The 23923-nt window shown below is 72.3% G+C and carries 22 protein-coding genes, 2 tRNA genes and 1 pseudogene; 9 read left to right on the forward strand and 16 right to left on the reverse strand.

Features of this window, described 5'->3' with window-relative positions; translation table 11 throughout:
- Window positions 1–235: 235 nt before the first annotated feature.
- The 3 genes from FHX36_RS08335 to ndk all read right to left on the reverse strand — a co-directional run bounded on the left by FHX36_RS08335 (window position 236) and on the right by ndk (window position 3415).
- Window positions 236–1003: a TIGR03936 family radical SAM-associated protein gene (locus tag FHX36_RS08335; protein ID WP_110553940.1), complete on the reverse strand. Its 768-nt coding sequence runs from the start codon at window positions 1001–1003 to the stop codon at window positions 236–238.
- Window positions 1003–2928 (reverse strand): TIGR03960 family B12-binding radical SAM protein, encoded by a 1926-nt coding sequence (locus FHX36_RS08340; RefSeq protein ID WP_110553941.1) that lies wholly within the window; start codon window positions 2926–2928, stop codon window positions 1003–1005. The genes FHX36_RS08335 and FHX36_RS08340 overlap by 1 nt, the downstream gene beginning before the upstream one ends.
- A 64-nt stretch (window positions 2929–2992) precedes the next feature.
- Window positions 2993–3415, reverse strand: coding sequence for a nucleoside-diphosphate kinase (ndk, locus tag FHX36_RS08345; RefSeq protein ID WP_110553942.1), 423 nt, complete (start codon window positions 3413–3415; stop codon window positions 2993–2995).
- 74 nt (window positions 3416–3489) lie between these two features.
- On the opposite strand from ndk, the gene FHX36_RS08350 reads away from it, so the two are divergent.
- Together FHX36_RS08350 and FHX36_RS08355 are read left to right on the forward strand one after the other, a co-directional pair.
- Window positions 3490–3711 (forward strand): helix-turn-helix domain-containing protein, encoded by a 222-nt coding sequence (locus FHX36_RS08350; RefSeq protein ID WP_110553943.1) that lies wholly within the window; start codon window positions 3490–3492, stop codon window positions 3709–3711.
- A gap of 1 nt (window position 3712) precedes the next feature.
- The gene (locus tag FHX36_RS08355) at window positions 3713–4249 is read left to right on the forward strand and encodes a Clp protease N-terminal domain-containing protein (protein WP_183513667.1); all 537 of its coding nucleotides are present in this window, start codon (window positions 3713–3715) and stop codon (window positions 4247–4249) included.
- A gap of 18 nt (window positions 4250–4267) precedes the next feature.
- Here FHX36_RS08355 and FHX36_RS08360 read toward each other — a convergent pair whose 3' ends face one another.
- The 3 genes from FHX36_RS08360 to FHX36_RS08370 all read right to left on the reverse strand — a co-directional run bounded on the left by FHX36_RS08360 (window position 4268) and on the right by FHX36_RS08370 (window position 6452).
- Window positions 4268–4471, reverse strand: a complete 204-nt coding sequence (locus tag FHX36_RS08360) for a hypothetical protein (RefSeq protein WP_110551423.1) — start codon at window positions 4469–4471, stop codon at window positions 4268–4270.
- Window positions 4472–4647: 176 nt separating this feature from the next.
- Window positions 4648–5058: a DUF4233 domain-containing protein gene (locus tag FHX36_RS08365; protein ID WP_110551422.1), complete on the reverse strand. Its 411-nt coding sequence runs from the start codon at window positions 5056–5058 to the stop codon at window positions 4648–4650.
- Window positions 5055–6452: a bifunctional folylpolyglutamate synthase/dihydrofolate synthase gene (locus FHX36_RS08370; protein ID WP_110551421.1), complete on the reverse strand. Its 1398-nt coding sequence runs from the start codon at window positions 6450–6452 to the stop codon at window positions 5055–5057. The genes FHX36_RS08365 and FHX36_RS08370 overlap by 4 nt, the downstream gene beginning before the upstream one ends.
- A gap of 19 nt (window positions 6453–6471) precedes the next feature.
- Here FHX36_RS08370 and valS point away from each other — a divergent pair, with 19 nt between their 5' ends.
- From valS to FHX36_RS08385, 3 genes are all read left to right on the forward strand, one after another.
- Complete coding sequence (valS, locus tag FHX36_RS08375; RefSeq protein WP_110551420.1) at window positions 6472–9060, forward strand: valine--tRNA ligase; 2589 nt, start codon at window positions 6472–6474, stop codon at window positions 9058–9060.
- Window positions 9057–9923, forward strand: a complete 867-nt coding sequence (locus FHX36_RS08380) for a hypothetical protein (RefSeq protein ID WP_146251540.1) — start codon at window positions 9057–9059, stop codon at window positions 9921–9923. The genes valS and FHX36_RS08380 overlap by 4 nt, the downstream gene beginning before the upstream one ends.
- Before the next feature lie 251 nt (window positions 9924–10174).
- A complete protein-coding gene (locus FHX36_RS08385; protein ID WP_110551418.1) occupies window positions 10175–10978 on the forward strand; it encodes a DUF559 domain-containing protein in 804 nt (267 codons plus the stop codon).
- 110 nt (window positions 10979–11088) lie between these two features.
- Here the strand turns inward: FHX36_RS08385 and clpX are convergent, their stop codons facing one another.
- From clpX to FHX36_RS08410, 5 genes are all read right to left on the reverse strand, one after another.
- Window positions 11089–12363, reverse strand: a complete 1275-nt coding sequence (clpX, locus tag FHX36_RS08390; RefSeq protein ID WP_110551427.1) for an ATP-dependent Clp protease ATP-binding subunit ClpX — start codon at window positions 12361–12363, stop codon at window positions 11089–11091.
- Window positions 12364–12680: 317 nt separating this feature from the next.
- Window positions 12681–13310 (reverse strand): ATP-dependent Clp protease proteolytic subunit, encoded by a 630-nt coding sequence (locus FHX36_RS08395; protein ID WP_110551417.1) that lies wholly within the window; start codon window positions 13308–13310, stop codon window positions 12681–12683.
- A gap of 2 nt (window positions 13311–13312) precedes the next feature.
- Window positions 13313–13963 (reverse strand): ATP-dependent Clp protease proteolytic subunit, encoded by a 651-nt coding sequence (locus tag FHX36_RS08400; protein WP_425487822.1) that lies wholly within the window; start codon window positions 13961–13963, stop codon window positions 13313–13315.
- Between the two features lie 290 nt (window positions 13964–14253).
- Window positions 14254–15705, reverse strand: a complete 1452-nt coding sequence (tig, locus tag FHX36_RS08405; RefSeq protein WP_181428689.1) for a trigger factor — start codon at window positions 15703–15705, stop codon at window positions 14254–14256.
- A gap of 91 nt (window positions 15706–15796) precedes the next feature.
- Window positions 15797–15870 (reverse strand) — tRNA-Pro (locus tag FHX36_RS08410).
- 64 nt (window positions 15871–15934) lie between these two features.
- Between FHX36_RS08410 and FHX36_RS08415 the strand changes: the two genes are divergently transcribed.
- The 3 genes from FHX36_RS08415 to FHX36_RS08425 all read left to right on the forward strand — a co-directional run bounded on the left by FHX36_RS08415 (window position 15935) and on the right by FHX36_RS08425 (window position 18281).
- Window positions 15935–16008 (forward strand) — tRNA-Gly (locus FHX36_RS08415).
- Between the two features lie 535 nt (window positions 16009–16543).
- Window positions 16544–16939, forward strand: a complete 396-nt coding sequence (locus FHX36_RS08420; protein ID WP_110551415.1) for an ester cyclase — start codon at window positions 16544–16546, stop codon at window positions 16937–16939.
- A 205-nt stretch (window positions 16940–17144) separates the two neighbouring features.
- The gene (locus FHX36_RS08425) at window positions 17145–18281 is read left to right on the forward strand and encodes a Gfo/Idh/MocA family protein (RefSeq protein ID WP_110551425.1); all 1137 of its coding nucleotides are present in this window, start codon (window positions 17145–17147) and stop codon (window positions 18279–18281) included.
- On the opposite strand, the pseudogene FHX36_RS24135 reads toward FHX36_RS08425, so the two are convergent.
- The 4 genes and pseudogenes from FHX36_RS24135 to FHX36_RS08445 all read right to left on the reverse strand — a co-directional run.
- Window positions 18241–18477: pseudogene (locus tag FHX36_RS24135) on the reverse strand (winged helix-turn-helix transcriptional regulator); the annotation flags it as partial. The gene FHX36_RS08425 and the pseudogene FHX36_RS24135 sit on opposite strands and share 41 nt — an antisense overlap.
- Before the next feature lie 75 nt (window positions 18478–18552).
- On the reverse strand, window positions 18553–19575 hold the full coding sequence (locus FHX36_RS08435; RefSeq protein WP_110551414.1) for a TerC family protein: 1023 nt from the start codon (window positions 19573–19575) through the stop codon (window positions 18553–18555).
- 207 nt (window positions 19576–19782) lie between these two features.
- Entirely contained in the window at window positions 19783–20676 is an 894-nt protein-coding gene (locus FHX36_RS08440) for an SDR family oxidoreductase (RefSeq protein WP_110551413.1), read from the reverse strand.
- A gap of 44 nt (window positions 20677–20720) precedes the next feature.
- Window positions 20721–21494 carry an SDR family oxidoreductase gene (locus tag FHX36_RS08445; RefSeq protein WP_110551412.1) on the reverse strand — a complete coding sequence of 258 codons (774 nt, stop codon included), beginning with the start codon at window positions 21492–21494 and terminating at the stop codon, window positions 20721–20723.
- Window positions 21495–21597: 103 nt separating this feature from the next.
- Here FHX36_RS08445 and FHX36_RS08450 point away from each other — a divergent pair, with 103 nt between their 5' ends.
- Window positions 21598–22356, forward strand: coding sequence for a TetR/AcrR family transcriptional regulator (locus FHX36_RS08450; RefSeq protein ID WP_220035857.1), 759 nt, complete (start codon window positions 21598–21600; stop codon window positions 22354–22356).
- 350 nt (window positions 22357–22706) lie between these two features.
- Here FHX36_RS08450 and FHX36_RS08455 read toward each other — a convergent pair whose 3' ends face one another.
- Window positions 22707–23879: an epoxide hydrolase family protein gene (locus tag FHX36_RS08455; RefSeq protein ID WP_110551411.1), complete on the reverse strand. Its 1173-nt coding sequence runs from the start codon at window positions 23877–23879 to the stop codon at window positions 22707–22709.
- Between the last annotated feature and the right edge of the window lie 44 nt (window positions 23880–23923).

Raw genomic sequence — 23923 nt, forward strand, 5'->3', positions numbered from 1 at the left:
TCGTCTCCGACTGGCGGCCGCGCAGGAACGCGGGTTGGGCGGTCGGGGCGGGCCGCGGGATGCGGCTCTGATGCCCCTTCCGCGAAGTCTGGGTCGCGCCCCGGCCGGTGCGGCTGGGGCCCGGTGGTGCAGCGTGCTGTGCGGGTGGTGCCGGCGGAGCAAGATCGGGGTGGTGCGCTCGCCACGGCTGGCAGACGTGGCGCGGACGACGCCCGGCGCATCCGGCTCCGCCGGATCAGACCTGCGCGGGCTCCCCCTGGCAGCGGGAGCTGGTCACGCGGTCGGGCCCGAGCGGATCGGCGACGTCACCGCTGTCGTCGAGCCGGCCCTGCGCCTCACGCACGGCCCGGGGGGGCAACGGCGGGTGCAGGTCGGCGACGGCAGCCAGAGCAGCCATCACGTCATCCGGTCGAACGGTCGGCGTGAGCTGCCGTACGACCACCTGCAGTATGGCACAACCTGCCTCAACGGCCACCGCCGCACGGACGACTGCCTCGCGTGCGTCGACGTCCCGGGTGCCGTTCTTGGTGCGCTTGGCGACCAGCACGACGTCGCGGGCCAGGAAGGCCTGGACGGCGGCGGAGAGCTCGTCGGCGTCGACGCCGGGCAGGTCGATCCGCCAGCGGGTGGCGTCGAGCCGGTCGGCCAGCGAACCGCTGCCCTCGACGGCCTCGACGCACTCCAGGACGTCGATGCCCGGCGGCAGCGAGGCGTCGAGCGCGGCCCGCACCTGCTCCGGGTCGCGGCGCTCGGACAGCCCGATCTCGAAGTACTCCGCCTCCGAGGCCGCACCGGTGGGCGCCGCCCCCATGTAGGAGATCTTCGGGTGCGGGCTGAACCCGGCCGAGAACGCCATCGGCACCTGCGACCGGCGCAGCGCCCGCTCCAGCGCCCGCGCCAGGTCGCGGTGCGAGGCGAAGCGCAGCGGCCCGCGCTTGGTGTACCGCAGCCGCAGCCGCTGGACGGTCGGCGGCGGCGGGGGCCCGTCGGGCTGCCTGGCCATCAGCGCACCACGGTGAGCGGGATCAGGCTGCGCCCGGTGGGCCCGATCTGGATCTCGGTGCCCATGGTCGGGCAGACCCCGCAGTCGTAGCAGCCGGTCCACCGGCAGTCGCCGACCTCGTCCTCGGAGATCGCGTCCTGCCAGTCGTCCCAGAGCCACTCCTTGTCCAGCCCGGAGTCCAGGTGGTCCCAGGGCAGCACCTCGTGCTCGGTGCGCTCCCGGGTGGTGTACCAGTCCAGGTCCAGCCCGAAGGTCTGCAGCTCCTCGGCGGCGGCCGTCGTCCAGCGCTCGTAGGAGAAGTGCTCGCTCCAGCCGTCGAAGTGCCCGCCGTCGCGCCAGACCCGCTCGATGACCCGGCCGACCCGGCGGTCGCCGCGGGACAGCAGGCCCTCGATCACGCCGGGCTTGCCGTCGTGGTAGCGGAGGCCGATCGAGCGGCCGATCCGGCGGTCGGCGTTGATCGCCTCGCGCAGGATCCTCAGCCGGTGGTCGATCGTCTCGGCGCTCGCCTGGGCGGCCCACTGGAACGGGGTGTGCGGCTTGGGCACGAAGCCACCGATGGAGACGGTGCACCGGATGTCCTTGGACCCGCTGGCCTCGCGGCCGGCGCGGATCACCTCGACCGCCAGCTCGGCGATCTCCAGCACGTCCTCGTCGGTCTCGGTCGGCAGACCGCACATGAAGTACAGCTTCACCTGGCGCCAGCCGTTGGCGTAGGCGGTGGTGACCGTGCGGACCAGGTCCTCCTTGGACACGGTCTTGTTGATCACCCGCCGGATCCGCTCGCTGCCGCCCTCGGGGGCGAAGGTCAGGCCGGAGCGGCGGCCGTTGCGGGACAGCTCGTTGGCCAGGGTGACGTTGAAGGCGTCGACCCGGGTGCTGGGCAGGCTCAGGCCGGTGTTCGTGCCCTCGTACCGGTCGGCGAGCTCCTTGGCCAGCTGGCCGATCTCGGAGTGGTCGGCGCTGGACAGCGAGAGCAGCCCGACCTCCTCGTAGCCGGTGGCCTTGAGGCCGGCGTCGACCATCGAGCCGATGCCGGTGATCGTGCGCTCGCGGACCGGGCGGGTGATCATCCCGGCCTGGCAGAAACGGCAGCCGCGGGTGCAGCCGCGGAAGATCTCCACGCTCATCCGCTCGTGCACGCTCTCGGCCAGCGGCACCAGCGGCTGCTTCGGGTAGGGCCACTCGTCGAGGTCCATGACCGTGCGCTTGCCGACCCGGGCCGGGACGTCGTCGCGGGTGCGCAGCACCTCGGCGATCGTGCCGTCGCCGTGGTAGGTGACGGCGTAGAAGCGCGGGACGTAGACGCCGTCGACGCGGGCCAGCCGGGCCAGCAGCTCCACGCGCCCGCCGGGGCGACCCTGGGCCTTCCAGGCGGCCACGACGTCGGTGATGTCGCCGACGACCTGCTCGCCGTCACCGAGGACGGCGCAGTCGACGAAGTCGCTGACCGGCTCGGGGTTGAAGGCGGCGTGCCCGCCGGCGACGACGACCGGGTGGGTCTCGTCGCGGTCGACGGCGTGCAGCGGCACGTCGGCGAGGTCGAGCGCCTCGAGCAGGTTGGTGTAGCCCAGCTCGGTGGCGAAGCTGACGCCGAGGAGGTCGAAGTCGCGGACCGGGCGGTGGGCGTCGACGGTGAACTGGCCGACGCCGTGCTCGCGCATCAGCCCGGCGAGGTCGGGCCAGACGGCGTAGGTGCGCTCGGCCAGGGCGTCCGGGCGCTCGTTGAGCACCTCGTACAGGATCATGAGGCCCTGGTTGGGCAGGCCGACCTCGTAGGCGTCGGGGTACATCAGCGCCCAGTGGACGGCGACGTCGTCCCACGGCTTGATCTGGGCGTTGAGCTCACCGCCGACGTACTGGATCGGCTTCTGCACCTGGGCGAGCAGCGGCTCGAGGCGTGGGTAGAGAGACTCGACAGTCATGACCCGCCCAGGGTAGACGCCTCCCCCGGCGCCGAAGTGGCCACTTCGGCGCCGGGGAGGTGGTTCAGCCGAGGCCGGGGAAGAAGAGCGCGATCTCGCGCGCGGCCGACTCGGGCGAGTCGGAGCCGTGCACGATGTTGTTCTGCACCTCGAGGGCGAAGTCGCCGCGGATGGTGCCCGGCGCGGCCTTGACCGGGTCGGTGGCGCCGGCCAGCGCGCGGAAGGCCTCGATGGCGCGGGGGCCCTCGACCACCAGGGCGAGCAGCGGGCCGCCGGTGATGAACTCGACCAGCGAGCCGAAGAACGGGCGCTCGCGGTGCTCGCCGTAGTGCTCCTCGGCGACCTCGGCGGTCAGCGTGCGCAGCTCGGCGGCGACCAGGCGCAGGCCCTTGGCCTCGAGGCGGGTGATGACCTGGCCGACGAGGCCACGGGCGACGCCGTCGGGCTTGACCAGGACGAGCGTGCGATCAGCGGTGGGTGCAGACACGGGCGGGAGCGTACGGGACACCGGGCGGGTCAACCCTGGTTGACAACACCGCAGTGTCAACCTACGTTGACGTCATGGCCTCCCCCACCGACGTCACCACCGCCGCGGCGGCCGACGACCCGGACACCGGGTTGCGCGCCATCCGCGCTCTGCGCGACCTGGCCGACCGCCTCGAGGTCCTCCAGGTCTCCAACGCCCGGGACCGCGGCTGGTCCTGGCAGCAGATCGCCGACGCCCTCGGCGTCAGCAAGCAGGCCGTCCACAAGAAGCACGCCACCTCGAGAAGGGACCGCTGACGTGTTCGAGCGCTTCACCGACGAGGCCCGCCAGGCCGTCGTCCGTGCCCAGGAACAGGCCCGCGCGCTGCGGGCGGAGAAGATCGAGCCGGTGCACCTGCTGCTCGCGCTGGCCGTGGACCAGGGCCGGGGTGGCCACGTGCTGCGCGCCGCCGGCGCCGACCACGCCTCGATCAGGTCGGCACTGGCCCGCTCCGGCGGTGCGCTGGACGCCGACGCGCTGGCCGCGGTCGGCATCGACCTCGACCAGGTGCGCGCCGCCGCGGAGGCGGCCTTCGGGCCGGGCGCGCTGGACCGGCGCGCGGGCAGCCCGGCCGGCCACATCGCCTTCGCCGACGGGAGCAAGCGGGCCCTCGAGGAGTCACTGCGCCACGTGCTGCGGCAGCGGGTCCCCCGCCGGGCCCGGGCCATCGACAGCGGCGCCGTCCTGGCCGGGCTGCTCGCGGTGGCCGACCCGGTGGTCGACCGGGTGCTGCAGCAGCTGGGCACCGGGGCCGGCGCGCTCCGCGACCAGCTGGGCGACGCCAGCGCGGCGTGACCGGTCAGCGTCGAGCGGTCAGCGGCGGCTGGTCAGGTCCAGCCGGGCCATGTGCCGCCAGAGCTCCTGGTCCTTGTCGCTGAGCCCGTTCCAGCAGTCGTAGCTGGAGCGGGCGTGCAGCTCGCGGGCGTGCCGGTCGACCAGGTCGTCGTGCACCTGGTGCCGCACCCGGTGCGCGTACTCGACGATCGTCTGGCTGATCGCCCCGGCCGGTGCGATCACCGGCTCGTCACGACCGCGCTTCTTGGCAGCCGGGCGATCGTGGTGCGTTGCGCAGCAACGGCTGTGGTCGGCCATCGTCCACCCCCGTGTCCTCCGTGACCGGGACACCCGGTCACTGACTACTCACTCGACGTCAGCATGCCGCTGCCGCAGGTGGACCGCCCGGCACGCCACCCCTACGGGTGACCTGCCGGGTCGGTCGGCGGGGATGCGGCCGGGGGTGCGGCGGGTGGCGGCCCGAACGGGCTGCCGAGCAGCTCCTTGCGGATCTGCAGCAGGTAGGCCCAGATCAGCACGAACAGCCCGCCGACGAGCCACATCGCCGCCCCGAAGAAGCCGGTGAGCAGCAGCGGCACCTGCAGCACGGTGCCGACCACCAGCCCCTGCGGACGGCGCTGCACCCCGCTGGCCAGGACCAGCAGCACCGCCAGCACGATCAGCACGGTCAGCCGGAACCCGGTCAGCCCGTCACCGCTCTGCGCGATCCCCCGCGGCACGAACAGGACGGCGATCCCCTCCAGCAGCAGGATCGCCGCGGCGGCCCCGCCCAGCGCCTTCCCGGCCCGGACCGGGTCGGGCGCCGTCATGAGCGCTTGCCCCCGAGCAGGGCGCGCGCCTCCCCGGCGGTGATGACGCTGCCGGTGACCAGCACGCCGGACCCGCCCAGGGCATCGTCCGGACCGGCCTCGGCGAGCTCCATCGCCGACTCCAGGGCGTCGGTCAGCCGCGGGTGCACGCTCACCCGGTCGGCGCCGAAGACGTCGACCGCCAGCGCCCCCAGCTCGTCGGCCGGCATCGCCCGCGAGGAGCTGTTCTCGGTGACGACGAGCTCGGCGCACAGCCCCTCGAGCTCGGCGAGCATGCCGCTGACGTCCTTGCCGCGCACGCAGCCCACGACGCCGACCAGCCGGGTGAAGTCGAAGGACTCCCGCACCGCCGCGACGGTGGCCGCCATGCCGGCCGGGTTGTGCGCGGCGTCGACGAGCACCGTGGGCGAGCTGCGCACCCGTTCCAGCCGCCCGGGCGACCGGACGGCGGCGAACGACTCCCGGACGACGTCCTGCGCGATCACCCCGGTGGCCGCACCCGCGCCGAGGAACGCCTCGACGGCGGCCAGCGCGACGGCGGCGTTCTGCGCCTGGTGGGCGCCGAACAGCGGCAGGAAGACCTCGTCGTACTCACCGCCCAGGCCCTGCAGGCGCACCTGCTGGCCACCGACGGCGACCCGGCGCTCGAGCACGCCGAACTCGGTGCCCTCGCGGGCCACCGTGGCGTCGACCTCGATCGCCCGGCGGACCAGCGCCTCGAGGGCACCGGGGGGCTGGTGGGCGAGCACCGCGACGACCCCGCCGTCCGGGCGGCCGTCGGGCAGCACGCCGTCACCGGTGCTGGGCTTGATGATCCCGGACTTCTCGGTGGCGATCGTCGCGACGTCGGGGCCGAGGTACTCGGCGTGGTCCATCGAGACCGGCGTGACGACGGCGACCCGGGCGTCGGCGACGTTGGTGGCGTCCCAGGTGCCGCCCATGCCCACCTCCACCACGGCGACGTCGACCGGGGCGTCGGCGAACGCCGCGTAGGCCATCGCCACCGTCACCTCGAAGAACGACAGCGGGGCGTCGCTTCCGGCGTCGACCATCTGCACGTAGGGCGCGATGTCGTCGTACACCTCGACGAACCGCTCGGCGCCGATCGGCTCGCCGTCCAGCACGATCCGCTCGCGCATCGTCTCCAGGTGCGGGCTGGTGAAGCGGCCCACGCGCAGGCCGAACCCGCGCAGCAGCTCGTCGACCATCCGCGCCGTCGTCGTCTTGCCGTTCGTGCCGGTGACCTGGACGACGGGGAACGCGCGCTGCGGGGAACCCAGCAGGTCCAGCAGCGCCGAGATGCGCGTCAGGGACGGCTCCAGCCGGTTCTCCGGCCACCGCGCCAGGAGCGCCTGCTCGACCCGGTCGAGGTCACGGGAAAGGGAGGTGCTCACCGCTCCTAGGATGCCAGTCATGGCAGCCGACACCTCAGCCCCCGACAGCACCGCTCCGGGAGCTCTCGTCGGCGTACCCGACAAGCCCTCCCTCGACGGCCTCGAGGACACCTGGGTGCGCCGCTGGGCGGAGCGCGACACCTACGCCTTCGACCGCGCCGCCGCCCTCGCCGCCCCCCGCTCGGAGACGTACGCGATCGACACCCCGCCGCCCACCGCGAGCGGGTCGCTGCACGTGGGGCACGTCTTCAGCTACACCCACACCGACATCGTCGCCCGCTACCAGCGGATGCGCGGCCGGCACGTGTTCTACCCGATGGGCTGGGACGACAACGGGCTGCCGACCGAGCGCCGGGTGCAGAACTTCTACGGCGTGCGCTGCGACCCCTCGCTCCCCTACGACCCGTCGTTCTCCCCGCCGGAGAAGCCGGCCAAGGACCAGCTGCCGATCTCGCGGCGCAACTTCGTCGAGCTCTGCGAGCAGCTGACCGCGGTCGACGAGGCCGCGTTCGAGGAGCTGTGGCGCCGGGTCGGCCTGTCGGTGGACTGGTCGAACGTCTACCGGACGATCTCGGAGACCTCGCGGGCCACCGCGCAGCGGATGTTCCTGCACAACCTCGCCCGCGGCGAGGCCTACGCCCAGGAGGCGCCGACCCTCTGGGACGTCACCTTCCGGACGGCGGTCGCCCAGGCCGAGCTGGAGGACCGGGAGCGCCCCGGCGCCTACCACCGGATCGGCTTCGCCGGCCCCGAGGGCCCGGTGTTCATCGAGACCACCCGCCCCGAGCTGCTGCCGGCCTGCGTCGCCCTGGTCGCCCACCCCGACGACGCCCGCTACCAGCCGCTGTTCGGGAAGACGGTGCGCACGCCGCTGTTCGACGTCGAGGTGCCGGTCGTCGCGCACCGCCTGGCCGAGCCGGACAAGGGCTCGGGCATCGCGATGATCTGCACCTTCGGCGACCTCAACGACGTCACCTGGTGGCGGGAGCTGCAGCTGCCGACCCGCGCCGTCATCGGCTGGGACGGCCGGTTCGTGCTCGAGCCGCCGGCCGGCGTGCCCGCCGACGTCTACGCCGAGCTGGCCGGCAAGACCTCCTTCAGCGCCCAGCAGCGGATCGTCGAGCTGCTGCGCGAGTCCGGCGACCTGGTCGGCGACCCGCGGCCGATCACCCACCCGGTGAAGTTCTTCGAGAAGGGCGAGCGCCCGCTGGAGATCGTCACCACCCGGCAGTGGTACATCCGCAACGGCGGCCGGGACGCCGACCTGCGCGAGGCGCTGCTGGCGCGCGGCCGGGAGATCCAGTGGGTGCCCGAGCACATGCGGCACCGCTACGAGAACTGGGTCGAGGGGCTCAACGGCGACTGGCTGATCAGCCGCCAGCGGTTCTTCGGCGTCCCGTTCCCGGTCTGGTACCGGCTGGACGACGAGGGCGAGCCGGACTACACCTCGCCGCTGCTGGCGCCCGAGTCGGCGCTGCCGGTCGACCCCTCCTCCGAGGTGCCCGAGGGGTTCGACGAGTCGCAGCGCGGCGTGCCCGGCGGGTTCATGGCCGACCCCGACGTGATGGACACCTGGGCCACCTCCTCGCTGTCACCGCAGGTGGCCTCGGGCTGGGACACCGACCCGGAGCTGTTCGCGCACGTCTTCCCGATGGACCAGCGGCCGCAGGCGCACGACATCATCCGCACCTGGCTGTTCTCCACCGTCGTCCGGGCGCACTTCGAGCACGGCGCGGTGCCGTGGACGCACGCCACCATCTCCGGCTTCGTGGTCGACCCGGACCGCAAGAAGATGTCGAAGTCCAAGGGCAACGCGACCACGCCGATCGACGTGCTGGAGCGCTACGGCACGGACGCGGTGCGCTGGCGGGCGGCCGGCGCGCGGCCGGGTGCCGACTCGCCGTTCGACGAGGCCCAGATGAAGGTCGGCCGCCGGCTGGCCATGAAGATCCTCAACGTCGGCAAGTTCGTGCTCGGGCTGGGCGCCTCCACCTCGCTCACCTCGGCGCAGGTCACCGAGCCGATCGACCTCGGGCTGCTCAGCCAGCTGGCCCAGGTCGTCGACGAGGCGACGGCGGCGATGGACGCCTACAACTACACCCGCGCGCTCGAGCTCGCCGAGACGTTCTTCTGGTCGTTCTGCGACGACTACGTGGAGCTGGTGAAGACCCGGGCCTACGCCGACGACGCCGGTGCGGAGTCCGCCCAGGCGACGCTGGCGCTGGCGCTCTCGGTGCAGCTGCGGCTGCTCGCCCCGGTGCTGCCGTTCGTCACCGAGGAGGTCTGGTCCTGGTGGCAGAGCGGCTCGGTGCACCGGGCGCCGTGGCCGACCGCGACCGAGCTGCCCACCGGTGGTGACCGCGCCGTGCCGGCGGTGGCCGCCGAGGCGCTGGCCGCGGTGCGCAAGGCGAAGTCGGAGGCCAAGCAGTCGATGCGGGCCGACGTCGCCACCGCCACGGTGACCGCACCGGCCGCGCAGGTGGCGCTCGTCGAGGCCGCGCGCCGCGACCTGACCTCCGCCGGGCGGATCCAGGAGCTGACCGTCGTCGCCGGCGAGGGCCCGCTGACCGTGGACGTGGTGCTCGCCGAGCTCCCCGCCGAGGGGTGAGCGCAGCGCTCCCCCGGCCCGAGGGCTGGGGTCCGCGTCCGGGTCTGGGCACCGGCCGGCGTGCCGTGCTGCTGGTGCTGGTCGTGCTCGGCCTGGCCGCCGCGGCGTGGGCGCGCACGGCGTCGCGCGGCTGGGGGCTGGCCGCGCTGGGGGTCGTCGTCGTGCTCGCGGCGATCGTGCTCACCGTGCGGCCGCGGCCGGCGACCCGGCTGCCGGAGACCGGCGAGCTGGAGGTCGGCGGGCGGCGGGTGACCGGGCTGGTGCTGCCGCTGCGCCGGCCGTCGGGGGCGCAGGCGCTCGGGGTGGCGGTGCTGGCGGTGCTGTTCCTTGGCGCCGCCGTCGTCACGTTCGTGACCCAGCGCCCCGCACCGCCCGACGCGGTGTTCGGGATGGTGCTGCTGGCGGTGTTCGGGGTGCTGTTCGCGGTGGCCGCGCTGGCGCTGTGGGCGGCTTCGGGCCGGGTGCCCTACGTCGGGCTCACGCCGACCCACCTGCTGGTCTTCCAGGAGACGGCGCAGGTCGAGGTGCCGTGGTCGGACCTGGCCGGTGTGGCGCCGGTGGTGGCGCGCACGGGTGCGAGCCCGCTGCCCGACGCGGTGGGCAGCTGGGTGGCGGTGCGGGTGCGGACCGGCTCGCCCGCGGCGTCCGGGGTGAAGCTGCGGGGGCCGGCGTCCCGCGTGGTGACGCAGGTGCCCGGGCCCACGGGGACGACCACCGCCGCGCTGATCGGCGACGTGCACTGGGCCGTCGACCCGGTGCTCGCCTGGTGGACGTTGTCGTACTACGCCGAGCACCCGGCGGAGCGGCGTGAGCTGTCCGGCCCGGCCGCCGTCGAGCGCGTCACCGCCGGAGACCTCCGCTAGCTCGCTCGTCCGCGCACCGTCGGCCCGGTACCCGCCGATCCAGCCCGTGCCCTGGCGGCTAAGGGGACAACGCCCGACCGCTGTCCACAGATGTCCTCCGCTCGGGCCCGACGCCATCCGCGTCGCCCCAGGCTGGGCCCGTACACGACCTCCGCCGCCTCCTCGGCCCGACCGGCACGGCGAGCACCCGCACCCTGGCCGCGGCCTCCAGCACCCGCAGCGTCGAACGCTGGACCGCCGAGGGCCGGCTGGTGCGGCTGCACCCCGGCTGGGTCACCGTGCCGGAGCTCGAGCAGGACTGGACGGTGCGCGCCCACGCCGCCACCGGCTACAGCGGCGGGCCGTTGAGCCACCTGAGCGCCCTGGCCGTGCACCGGCTCGTCGACGTCGAGGTGACCCGCCTGGACGTCACCGTGCCGACCGGACGGCGGGTGCGCACCTCCCGGTGGCTGCGGGTCCACCGCACGGAGAGCCGGCTGGGGGTGGTCTCGGCCCGTGGCCTCCCTGCCACGACCATCCCCCGGGCGCTCGTCGACAGCTGGGGCGACGCGCACCGCCCTGGCGCCGGCCGGCGGCACACCGAGATGGTGCGCGCTGCGCTGATCAGGGCCGTCCGCGAGCGGCGGACCACCACGACGGCGGTGGAGGCCGCCCTCGCCGACCGACCCGAGCTCCCCGGGCGCGGCCAGCTCCTCGACCTTCTCGGCCTGCTGGCCGGTGGCTGCCAGAGCGAGCTGGAGGTCTTCGGCGTGCTGCACGTCCTGTCGGTGCCGGGCCTGCCGCCGTGCGAGCAGCAGCACCGCCTGCTGCTGCCCGACGGCCCCATCCGGCTGGACGCGGCCTGGCCGGAAGTGAGGCTGGCCGTCGAGCTCGACGGTGCGGCCTTCCACGGCAGCCAGGAGGCGCGAGAGCGGGACCTCCAGCGGGACGCCGCACTCGCCGCCCGTGGGTGGCTGGTCCTCCGGTTCAGCCACCGCCGGCTGACCCGGCACCCCGCGGCCTGCCAGGCGCAGATCGCCGCGGTCTACCGGGCCCGCCTGACCGCTGGCCACTGACCCGCCACCCGGCGAGCGCCCCTGGCGGCTGGGAGGTCGACGCCCGGAACGGCGACGGCCCGCTCCCCAGCAGGGGAACGGGCCGTCGGTCGTTCGGAGCTGCGTGCGACCTACGCGGACTTCTCGCGGGGGGCGCGGGCGGGCTTGCGCGGCACGATCGTCGGGTTCACGTGCTCCAGGACGACGTCCTTGGTGATGACCACGGTGGCGACGTCCTCGCGGCTCGGGATGTCGTACATCACCGACTGCAGGACCTCCTCCATGATCGCCCGGAGCCCACGGGCACCGGTGCCCCGCAGGATGGCCTGGTCGGCGATCGCCTCGAGCGCGTCGTCGGTGAACTCGAGCTCCACCCCGTCGAGCTCGAACAGCCGCCGGTACTGGCGCACCAACGCGTTCTTCGGCTCGGTGAGGATGTTGATCAGCGCCTCGCGGTCCAGCTTCTGCACGCTGGTGATCACCGGCAGGCGGCCGATGAACTCCGGGATCATGCCGAACTTCAGCAGGTCCTCGGGCATGACCTGGGCGAAGGCGTTGGCCTGCTCGATCTCCTTCTTGCCGCGCACCTCGGCGCCGAAGCCGATGCCCTGCTTGCCGGTGCGGGCCTCGATGACCTGGTCCAGCCCGGCGAAGGCGCCACCCACGATGAACAGCACGTTGGTGGTGTCGATCTGGATGAACTCCTGGTGCGGGTGCTTGCGGCCGCCCTGCGGCGGCACCGACGCCGTCGTCCCCTCGAGGATCTTCAGCAGCGCCTGCTGCACGCCCTCACCGGAGACGTCGCGGGTGATCGACGGGTTCTCGCTCTTGCGGGCGATCTTGTCGACCTCGTCGATGTAGATGATCCCGGTCTCGGCGCGCTTGACGTCGTAGTCCGCGGCCTGGATCAGCTTGAGCAGGATGTTCTCGACGTCCTCGCCGACGTAGCCGGCCTCGGTCAGCGCGGTGGCGTCGGCGATCGCGAAGGGGACGTTCAGCATCCGGGCGAGGGTCTGCGCCAGGTGCGTCTTGCCGCACCCGGTGGGGCCCATCAGCAGGATGTTGGACTTGGCGAGCTCGACGCCGTCGTCGCGGCTGCCGCGCTCACCGCCGGCCTGGATCCGCTTGTAGTGGTTGTAGACCGCCACCGCGAGCGTGCGCTTGGCCTGGTCCTGCCCGATGACGTACTGCTCGAGGAAGTCGTGGATCTCCTTGGGCTTCGGCAGCTCGTCGAACTTGAGGTCCGACGACTCCGAGAGCTCCTCCTCGATGATCTCGTTGCAGAGGTCGATGCACTCATCGCAGATGTACACCCCAGGGCCAGCGATGAGCTTCTTGACCTGCTTCTGGCTCTTCCCGCAGAAGGAGCACTTGAGCAGGTCGCCGCTCTCACCGATACGTGCCACCTGGCTGACCTCCACCTCGAGTGGGACGGCTCTGCCGCTGCCCCTGGTACGTGCGTTTCGTTGCCCTTGCCGACGCCTTCGCATCTGGCGTCCGTCGTCCCTGCGGTGCTGACCGGGGAATCGGGCGTTCGCCGAACCTACCCGGCTGCACCGACGTTCCGGAGCAGTGACGCACCCCGGTCGTCCGGCCCGCAACACCCGCCTCGCCGCTCCCCCGTGACCCGGTGGAGTGGCTGGGACCGACCCCGGCGGAGATGCGGCAAACGGTACGGGCCGAGAGCGCGACACGCGCGGCCTCGGCCCGTACCGCCACCGGATCAGGCGGGGAGGGCGTTGAGCTTCCGGCTGGCGATGACCTGGTCGACGATCCCGTAGTCCTTGGCCTGCTGGGCCGTGAGGATCTTGTCGCGGTCGATGTCGGCCCGGACCTGCTCGGGGGTCTGGCCGGTGTGCCGCGCCAGGATGTTCTCCATCTGCGTGCGCACCCGCTCGATCTCCGCGGCGTGGATCTCCAGGTCGGTGACCTGGCCGCCGGCCTCGCCGGAGGGCTGGTGGATCAGCACCCGGGAGAACGGCAGCGCCAGGCGCTTGCCCGGCGTGCCGGCCGCGAGCAGGACGGCGGCCGCGGAGGCGGCCTGGCCCATGCAGACGGTCTGGATGTCGGGCCGGACGAACATCATCGTGTCGTAGATGGCCGTCAGCGCGGTGAACGAGCCACCGGGGCTGTTGATGTACATCGTGATGTCGCGGTCGGGGTCGTTGGACTCCAGCGTGATCAGCTGGGCCATGACGTCGTTCGCCGACGCGTCGTCGATCTGCACCCCGAGGAAGATGATGCGCTCCTCGAAGAGCTTGTTGTAGGGGTTCGACTCCTTCATGCCGTAGCTCGTGCGCTCCACGAAGGAGGGCAGGATGTACCGGCTGGAGGGCATCTCGAAGTTGCTCATGGTCACTTCTCCGGTCCGTCGGTGACCGGGTTGTCGGTCGCGGTCATGGTGTCTGCGCGGGTGACGACGTGGTCGACGAAGCCGTACTCCAGCGCCTCCTTGGCGGTGAACCAGCGGTCGCGGTCGGAGTCCTTGGCGATCTGCTCGACCGGCTGGCCGGTGTGCAGCGCCTGGAGCTCGTTGAGCTCGACCTTGGTGCGCCGGAACAGGTCGGCCTGGATCGCGATGTCGGAGGCGGTGCCGCCGACGCCGGCCGAGGGCTGGTGCATCATGATCCGCGCGTGCGGCAGGGCGTAGCGCTTGCCCTTGGCACCGGCGGTGAGCAGGAACTGGCCCATCGAGGCGGCCAGGCCCATGCCGTAGGTCGCGACGTCGCAGTCGATGAACTGCATCGTGTCGTAGATCGCCATGCCCGCGGTGACCGAGCCACCGGGCGAGTTGATGTACAGGTGGATGTCGCGCTTGGGGTCCTCGGCGGACAGCAGCAGCATCTGGGCGGCCAGCTGGTTGGCGATCACGTCGTCGACCTGGCTGCCGAGGAAGATGATCCGCTCGCGCAGCAGGCGCTCGTAGACGGAGTCGCCGAGGTTCATCATCGAGCCGCCCGCGCGCATCAGCGGCGCGCTGGCGGTGATCAGGTCTGAGTTGCTCACGGGTGCGGTGACCTCCGTAGGACTGCGGTGCAGTCGGTCTCGTGGAACGGGTTGGCCGGTGGTCGGGGGGCGACCGACGACGCCGCGGACGGCCTCTCGGTGCCGGTCGTCGTCAGTGCGGCCTCGGGGATCGCCTCGGTGTCACGTCGACCCTAACGCGCACCCCTGACCGCTTCCTCCCGGTCGGGGCCGGTGTTCGCCGTGGGCGCAGCGGGGCGTGGGCGGGGCCGGGAACGACCGCGCCGCCCGCACCCGGGGAGGGTGCGGGCGGCGCGGTGTGCCGGTGGGGCTCAGGGCTTGTCGGTGCTGCCCTCGGCGTCGTCGACCGCCGCCTCGGCGTCAGTGACGACCTCGTCGGTGCCCTCGGCGTCGGCGTCGGCCTCATCAGCGGCCGCGTCGTCGGACGGGGCGGCGACGGTGCGCGGGCGCAGCGCCTCCAGGTCGACGACGTTGCCCGACTCGTCGGTGATCGTCGTCTCCTCGAGCAGCTGGGCCAGCGCCTTGGTGCGGCGGACGTCCGCGACGAAGTCGGCGATGTTGTTGCCCTGCTGCAGCTGCTGGGCGTACTGCTCCGGGCTCACCCGGTTGCGCTGGGCCTGCGCCATGATCTGCGCGGAGAGGTCCTCGTTGTCGACGGTGACCTCACGGGCGTCGGCGATCGAGTCCAGGATGAACTGGGTCTTGACGGCCTTCTCCACGTTCTCGCGCAGCTCGGCGTCGTACTCCTCGCGGCCGCCCTCGATGCCGGCGGCGGAGAAGTAGGCGTCCCAGTCCATGCCGGCCTGCTGGAGCTCGCGCTCCATGGCCTGGCTCCGCCAGGCGAGCTCCTGGGTGACCATGTTCTCCGGCACCGGGACCTCGATGGTCTCGAGCAGGTGCTCGACCAGCTTGTCGCGGGCCTGCGCCCCCTGCTGGAGCACCTTGGTGCGGGAGAGCCGGGTGCGGACGTCGTCGCGCAGCTCGGCGAGGGTGTCGAACTCGCTGGCGATCGAGGCGAACTCGTCGTCCAGCTCGGGCAGCTCCTTGGCCTTGACCGAGCGCACCGTCACGGTGACCTCGGCCTCCCGGCCGGCGTCCTCGCCCGACAGCAGCGCGGTGCTGAAGGTGGCGCTCTCGTCGGCGGACAGCCCGCGGACGGCCTCGTCGAGGCCGGCCATCAGGCCGCCCGAGCCGACCTCGTAGGACATGCCGGTGGTGCTGCCGTCCTCGAGGACCTGGCCGTCGAGGGTGGCCTCCAGGTCGATGGAGACGAAGTCGCCGTCCTCGGCCGCGCGCTCGACGCCGGACAGGGTGGCGAAGCGCTCGCGCATGACCGACACCTGCGCGTCGATCTCCTCGTCGCTGACCTCGACGTCGTCGACGGTCACCGCCAGGGAGTCCAGCGAGGGGAGCTCGAGGGTGGGGGCGACGTCGACCTCGGCGGTGAACGCCAGGGCCTCGCCGTCGTCGAGGCGGGTGACCTCGACGTCGGGCTGGCTGATCACGCGGACCTGGTTCTCGCGGACGGCCTCGGAGTAGACCTCGGGGACGGCGTGCTGGACGACCTGCTCCAGGACGACGGGGCGGCCGATCCGCTGGTCGAGCACGCGGTTCGGGACCTTGCCGGGGCGGAAGCCGGGAACGCGCACCTGGCGGCCGAGCTCCTTGTAGACCTCACCGAAGGCGTGGTCCAGGTCGCTCCACGGCACCTCGATCGCGAGCCGGACCCGGGTCGGGCCCAGGTTCTCGATGGTGCTCTTCACGGTACAGCGCTCCTCTGGAAGGGGGACGGACGGTGGGCGCGACGCTGTCCGCGTCGCAGCACCCCACGAGTCTAGAGACGTCGTCGGACTGTCGGGGTGGCGGGATTTGAACCCACGGCCCCCCGCTCCCAAAGCGGGTGCGCTACCAAGCTGCGCCACACCCCGTGGCGGCCTGAGTCTAGGCACGTCGGCGCCCGGTACCCTGTGCAGGCACCTCAGCGGTGCGCTCGCGGGTGTAGCTCAATGGTAGAGCCCCAGCCTTCCAAGCTGGCCATGCCGGTTCGATCCCGGTCACCCGCTCCACACATCGGTGTCGCCGGACACCCGTGAACGGTGTCCTGCGACGTCCTTCTCACGGCCGCCCGTCATCAGATCGGTGGTATCGCCACGGACGCGTCGGGCTTCGAGCTTCGTCCCGACGGTGCCCGACCTCGGACAACGCCGGGAGCGGGCGCTCCGGCCGCCCGTGGTGTGGAGCGGCAGGACCTGACCGCAGCAGCCCCCCGCGGAGGGTTTGCGGCTCGTCCAGGAGTCGTTCCGGGGACTCCGGGTCCGGGCGACGTCGGGGGCGGTGGGACCTGGTCAGGTTCCACCGGCACAACCCCTCTGGTGGCCGGACGCGTCACAGCACCTCTGGGCACCGCGCTGCTCGCGACTCTTCGCCGCTGACCCGCCGCACTTCCGGGTGGCGAGGGAAACGCTCGGGGGCCCTGTCGCACCCCGGGACCACCGGGGACCTGCCTCGGGTCACCGACCACTCATAACGTCGACCTGGCTCGCGTGAGCCACCGCGAAAGACCACCACAGTCCCGTGGGGACAGCAGAGATGGGGACAGCCATGGCCGACTTCGACATCCACGCCTTCTACACCGACTACATCGCAGCCCTCAACGACCGCCGGTTCGAGGACATGGACGAGTTCGTCGCCGACGAGGTGACCCTGAACGGCCAGCGCGGCACCCGTAGTGCCGTCGTCGCGGATCAGCGGGGCATCGTCGACGCCGTTCCGGACTTCCACTGGGAGGTGCAGGAGATCCTCGTCGACGGCGACCGGGCCGGGGTGCGCCTGGTCAACACCGGCACGCCGGTCAAGGAGTGGCACGGCGCGCCCGCGAGCGGCGCGTCCTTCCGGATCGTCGAGATGGCGATCTACCGCATCGAGAACGGCCGGTTCGTCGACATGACCTTCATCCACGACACCGCGGACGCCGACCGCCAGCTCCGCGCAGCCTGACCTCTCGAGGCACTGCCTCGCGGTCTGCCGCCAGGTCCGGGATCCCGCGCAGCGTCGCTGCGCGGGATCCCGGCTGCTGGGGCGGTCGGTGGCGCGTCCGCCGTCCGAGGGGCCTCAGCCGTCGACAGGACCGGACGACGACGGGGCACGACGTCCGAGACCTGCGTTCCACGAGAGGATCAGTGAGATGGCGAGCAGCGACGCGATGGAAGGCACTCCCGAGCAGGGGCGACCGTCCGCGCCGACGGGCGACCCGAGCCGGCGTCGTCCGATCGGCGTGGGCGTCGTCGGGCTGAGCGCGTCGGGAGGCTGGGGCGCCGCGGCACACCTCCCGGCGATGTCAGCGGTCGGCGGATTCGAGCTGCGGGGATTGGTGGCGAGCTCGTCCGAGTCGGCCCGGGCAGCGAGTGACGTCCACGGCGCGCCCGCGTACGGATCCACCGAGGAGCTCGCCCGAGCCGACGGCATCGACCTCGTCGTCGTCACGGTCAAGACGCCTCGGCACCGGGAGCTCGTGCTGCCCGCGCTGGCGGCCGGGAAGCCGGTGTTCTGCGAGTGGCCTCTGGCCGTCGACCTCGGCGAGGCGGAGGAGATGGCCCACGCCGCGCTGGGGATCTCGACCTTCGTGGGGCTGCAGGGCCGGTCCTCGCCCACGTTCCGCTGGCTGGCCGACCTCGTGGCCGACGGTCACCTGGGGGACGTGCTCTCGGTGACCGTCTCCGCGGCGACGTCGGAGTGGGGCACGCCGGTCGACCCCGGCAAGCTCTACACCCTCGACCGCGACCTCGGGGCGACCATGATGTCCATCGCCCTCGGTCACGCCATCGACTCCGTGTCGATGGTGGTCGGGGAGCTCCAGGACGTCGTGGCGACGACCGCGACCCGGCACCCGAACGTCGCGCTGGCTCGCAGCGGGCAGCACGTCCCGATGACCGCGGAGGACCAGATCGCCATCTCCGGCAACCTGCCGGGGGGTGCCGTGCTCTCCGCGCACCAGCGGGGCGGCGTCGTCTCCGGGGTCGGGTTCTCGATGACCATCGACGGTTCGGAGGGAACACTCCAGGTCACTGCACCAGACCACCCGCACATCGCACCGGTCACCGTGCACGCCGCGCGGAGTGGTGGTCGGCGCGTGGAGCTGACCGTTCCCGACGGCTACGACCGGTTCCCCCGGCTCGCCCGATCGCCCATCCACACGCTGACCCACGCGTACGCGGGCATCCGTGACCAGCTCCTCGGCGGCCGCGCCGGCGTCCCCGACTTCCGCGACGCCGTCATCCGTCACCGGCTCATGGACGCGATCAGGCGATCAGCCGCGACCGGGCGGCGCGTTCAGCCCTGACTGATCTGCTGCCCTCCCGCGTGCCGCTGACGTCACACCCACGTGAGCTCGGCCCGCGCGGCGGGCTCGTCCGGGTGGGGCGTCGTCCACGCCTCCCCCACGCACCCAGGGCACCGAGGACGCCGGGCAGTGCCGCTCCCGGCTCGGTCAGGACGTACTCCGACCGCGGAGGGCGGTGGCTGTACCGACGCCCAGTGAAGACGCCGCTCTCGGGCCGAACCTGACGTCAAGGGTGGCCACCGAACCTCCCGACGACGGCGGACGCGTGGTCCTATCCGGTCGGAAAGCGCTCACCGTCCGGGCCGTGGCCCGCCAGGCGCGCGCCGGCACGGTTCCGGCGGTCCTTGACGAGGCTGGCCACGGTGGTCACGAGCAGCGTGAGCAGGATGACCGCGAGCGAGATGCTGGTGGGTACCTCCGGGATCACGGTGACGTGCTCGCCGCCGTTGACGAAGGGCAGCTCGTTGGCGTGCAGCGCGTGGATCAGCAGCCTGGCCCCGATGAAGCCGAGGATCGCCGCCAGCCCGTAGTGCAGGTAGACCAGCCGGTCGAGCAGGCCGTCGACGAGGAAGTACAGCTGGCGCAGTCCCAGCAGCGAGAACGCGTTCGCGGCGAACACGAGGAACGTCTCCTGGGTGAGCCCGAAGATCGCCGGTATCGAGTCCACGGCGAACAGGAGGTCGGCGCTGCCTATGGCGACCAGCGCGACGGCCAGCGGGGTGACCAGGTGCCTGCCGTCGACCCCGACCATCAGCCTGTCGCCGTGGTAGTCGTCGGTGGTCGGTAGGAACCGGCGGACGAACCGCAGGACTCCGTTCTCGGTGTACTCGTCCTGCCCCTGGTGTCCACCCCGCGCCTGCGCGACAGCCGTCCAGACGAGGAAGGCACCGAACAGGTAGAACACCCAGCTGAACTGCTCGATCGCGGCGGCGCCGACGAAGATGAAGACGGTCCGCAGCGCGAGCGCGAACACGATGCCGTAGAGCAGCACCTTCTGCTGCAGCGCCCGGGGCACCGCGAAGCCGGACATGATCAGCACGAAGACGAAGAGGTTGTCGACCGACAAGCTCTTCTCGGTGATGTAGCCGGCGAAGTACTCCCCGCCGTACCTGCCTCCGTAGAGGGCCCACACCAGCACCCCGAAGGCGACGCCGACGCTGACGTAGGCGATCGACCAGATCGCTGACTCGCGAAGGCGCGGCTCGTGCGGACGGCGATGGCCCAGCAGGTCGAACCCGATCATCGCGACCACGGCGCCGACCGTGACGGCCCACGCCCAGAAGGGGACATCCATGCGACTACCACCTCCAGTGACTGGCGTGCATCAGTTGCCCGTCGCCGGGACGGTCTCGTGCCGACCTCCGGCTGAGAGCGCGAGGACCTTCCCGGCGGGATCGTCCGGAGCACCGGGCCCCGGGCGCCACGGCCCGCCATGCACGACGACGGCGCGGCTCGGGCACCGTGCGGCTCGAGCCGCGCCGCCCCGTCCGATCCCGGGGGATCAGTGCGCCGTTGGGCGGAGGGTGTCCTCCAGGCGCATCCGGCGGAGGAGCCGTTCCCGCTGCACCGTGGCCACCGCGGTGACCGGCACGTCCCCGAAGTCGGAGAAGTCGACGCTGGAGCGGTAGGGGCGCGACCCGGCCGGGAGGCCGACGACCCGCGCGATCTCGTCGGCGACCGCCTGGACGTCCTGCTGGACGCCCGGGGCGAACAGCGACTCGGTGGCGGCCTCGTTGCCGGCCAGGGCGGCGCCGTACTCGGCGTCGTAGGCGGAGGCCACCTCCGTGTCCGCCGGGAACCCGGCGTCGGGGAAGTGCGCCGTGCCCTGGGTGAACGGGCCCGGCATGACGATGGACGTCTCGATCCCGAACCGTGCCACCTCGATGGCGACGGAGTCGGCGAAGGAGTCCATCGCGGCCTTGGCCGCGGTGTAGGGGGCGAGGAACGGCGGAACGACCCTGCTCGTCCCGCTGCCCACCCACAGCAGCAGCCCCGACCGCTGCCGGCGCATGACCGGCAGGGCCGCGCGGTTGACCCGCAGCGCCCCCACGGTGTTGGTGTCGTACGCGGCGAGGACCTGTTCAGGGGTGAAGGCCTCCGTGATGCCGAACAGGAGGTGCGCGGCGTTGTGGACGACCACGTCCAGGCGACCTTGCTCGGCCTGGATGCGCTCGACCGCCGCGCGGGCCGAGGGCTCGCTGAGCACGTCGAGCTCCACCACGCGCAGGTCCAGGTTCTCCTGGGCGGCGAAGGTGAGCAGGTCCCCGGCCCTGTCCTCGTTGCGACTCTCGGGGTCGCGCATGGTGGCATAGACCGTGTGGCCGTCCGCGGCCACGGTTCGGGCCGCAAGACGGCCGATGCCGGTGCCTGCGCCGGTGATCAGGACGACGGACATGGTGACGTTTCCTCTCGTGCAGCGTGACGTTGGCGAGGGTCGGGTCAGGCCATGCCGCCGTTGACGTAGATCGTCTGACCGTTGATCCAGCGGGCGGCGCCGGCGAGGGCCGAGACCACCTCGGCGATGTCCTCGGGCGTGCCCAGCCGCTGCATGGGGTTCATGCCGGCCATCCGCTCGATGGTCGTCTCGTCCTTGTCGGACAGGAACAGTGCGGTGGCGGTGGGCCCGGGCGCCACGGCGTTGACGGTGACGTCGCGGCCACGCAGCTCCTTGGCGAGCACGCCGCTGACCGCGTCGACGGCGCCCTTGGTCGCCGCGTAAGGCCCGTAGCCGGGCAGGCCGAGCTTCACCACCGAGGTGGAGAAGTTGATGATCGCGCCACCGTCGCGGACCCGGCGCGCGGCCTGCTGAGCCACGACGAACGTGCCGCGGACGTTGGTGCGGTGCATGGCGTCGAGCACGTCGAGGTCGAAGTCGGCGATCGGCCCCAGGTGCATGACGCCCGCGGAGTTCACCACGACGTCGACACCGCCGAACTCGGCCTCGGCACGGTCGAAGACGGCGGCCACCGCCTCGGCATCGGCGACGTCGGCCTGCGCGGCGAAGGCGCGGGCACCGTGCTGCTCGGCAGCCGAGACGGCCTCCTTCGCCGCACCCTCGTCACCGGCGTAGACGATCACGACGTCCTGACCGTCCGCGGCGAGCCGCTCGACGACGGCCCGGCCGATGCCGCGCGACCCACCGGTCACGACGGCCACCCGCCGCCGACCGCCACCGGCCGAGGGCGTGCCGTCGGTGTTGTCAGTGATGGACATGATTGCTACCTCCGATGTCGTTCAGATGTTGGCGATGACTACATTGCCACGGGTGGCGCATTGTTGCAAGCGTTGACACCAGAGAACTGTTATCTTCGATCTCATGAGCGAGGAGATGGCCGCCACGCGTGGGGGCAGAGCGCACCGCGACACCATCGAGCGGGCGGCCCTGGAGCTGCTGGAGGCCGGCGGGCCGAGCGCGGTGACCACACGCGCCGTCGCTGCGGCCGCCGAGGTCCAGTCGGTGACCATCTACCGGGCCTACGGCGACATGGAGAGGCTGCTCGACGCCGCAGTGCAACGAGGCTTCCGCCAGTACATCGAGCTCAAGACCGGTCGCGCGCGCGTCGGCGATCCGGTCGACGACCTGCGTGAGGGCTGGGACCTGCACGTCGGCTTCGGGCTCGAGCACCCCCACCTCTACGCCCTGATGTACGGCCGGCCCAACGTCAGCCCTCCGGGTGCAGCCGCCGTCCAGGCCGACACGGTCCTGCTGGGACTGGTCCAGGCCGTCGCCCGTGCCGGCCGACTCCGCACTGACGTGGCCTCCGCTGCACGGGCCGTGCACGCGGCGGGATGCGGCGTGACGCTCTCGCTGATCGGAGTTCCGGTGGACGAGCGGGACCCGCAGCTCTCCCATCGGGTGCGGGAAGCCGTCCTCGGCTCGCTGACCACCGATGTCTGCACCGGGTCGGGCGAGGTCACCGACGCACCCGCAGGGAGTGTCCACGCCGTCGCGCTCGCCGCGACGCTGCGCGACGGGGACCCTTCGCCGCTCACCGAGGCGGAGACGAACCTGCTGGTCGAGTGGCTGGACAGGCTGGCGCGCGGGCCCGGAACGGGCCTCGTTGCGCCGTCATAGGCACGACTCTCGGCGGCGCCCGCAGAAGCGCCCAGGTCGTGCCCCGTATCAGCTCTGACTGAGATGGGCGAGTACCGACTGCGGCGAGGGCAGCCACACGTCCGCCCGCCCAGGCGAGGCCGCAGCTCCATACGCGAACAGCAGAGAGCAATGGGCAGCGGACCGGGCAACGCCGAGGAACTGCCTTCCCTGCCGCCCTGTGAGCTCAAGGCACGTGGGAGGCACGGCACCCGCCTGGCTTCGCGTTGACCAGCGATGATGCGCTTGGAGCCTGCAGCCTTCCGCGCTGGCCATGCCGGTTCGATCCCGGTCCCCCGCTCCACGCACGCCCGGCCTTCGGACGCCGGCCCTCAGCGGACCGGGCGGAAGAACGCGCGGATGTCCTCCACGACGACGTCCGGCACCTCCAGCGAGGCGAAGTGGCCCCCGCGGTCGAACTCGCTCCAGTGCACGATGTGGTCGTTGTCCCGGTCGGCGAAGGCGCGGATGGACCGGAAGTCGTCCTGGAACACCGCGACGCCCATCCGGCCGTGGTTGACCTGCGGCTCCCGCACGGCCCGGCCCTCCTCGAAGTGGTAGCGACCCGCGCTCGCCGAGGTGTTGGTGAGCCACTCGAGCGACACCGACCCGACGATCTTCTCCAGCGGTACGAGGCTCGTGCCGTTGCCGAAGTTGACGAACAGCTCGTTCCAGGCGAGCTGGCCGATCGGCGAGTCGGAGATGCCGACCGCCACGGTCTGCGGGCGGGACGCGTTGATCGCGTTGTAGCCGCCCACCGACTGGAACCAGCTCATGTGCTCCAGCGCCGCGTGGTCCCGCGGCGTCAGCGCCTCGAACTCCGCGGGGTCGCCCGAGGGGAAGGAGAACGCCTGGAGCACGTGCGACCCGAGGTACCCGGCCGGCTGGAGGAGACCCAGCTCCCGGCCGACGAGCGCCCCGGCGTCGCTGCCGTGAGCCCCGTAGCTGTCGTACCCCAGGCGGCGCATGAGGGTGTCGAACGTGCGCGCGACGCGCTGCATCGTCCACCCGCGGTCGACCAGCGGCGTGCTGAAGCCGAAGCCGGGGATCGACGGCACGACGACGGAGAAGGCGTCCTCGGCCCGTCCACCGTGTGCGACGGGATCGACCAGCGGGTCGATCACGTCCAGGAAGTCGGTGACGTTGCCGGGATAGGTGTGCACGAGCAGCAGCGGTACCGCGGCCTCGTGCGCCGACCGAACGTGCAGGAAGTGGACGGGCTGGCCGTCGATGTCGGTGGTGGCCTGCGGGTACGCGTTCAGCTGCGCCTCGAGCGCCCGCCAGTCGAAGGTCCGCCACGCCTCCAGGGCCTCGGTGAGCCAGGAGTTGGGCGTGCCGTACGTCCAGTCGTCGCCGGGCGCCGGCTGCGGGAGCCGGGTGCGGGCGAGCCGCTCGCGCAGGTCGTCCAGGTCGGCCTGCGGCACCTCGATCCGGAAGGGCCGGATCTCGTCGGGGCTGCCGGAGGACGGGGTCGGGTGCGGGCCGGAGGAGGAGGTCGTGGTCATGGCCCGCACGCTAGGGAGCAAAGAGGCACAGACCTTTCCTGTTC

The organism is Modestobacter versicolor (assembly GCF_014195485.1).
GTDB lineage: Bacteria > Actinomycetota > Actinomycetes > Mycobacteriales > Geodermatophilaceae > Modestobacter > Modestobacter versicolor.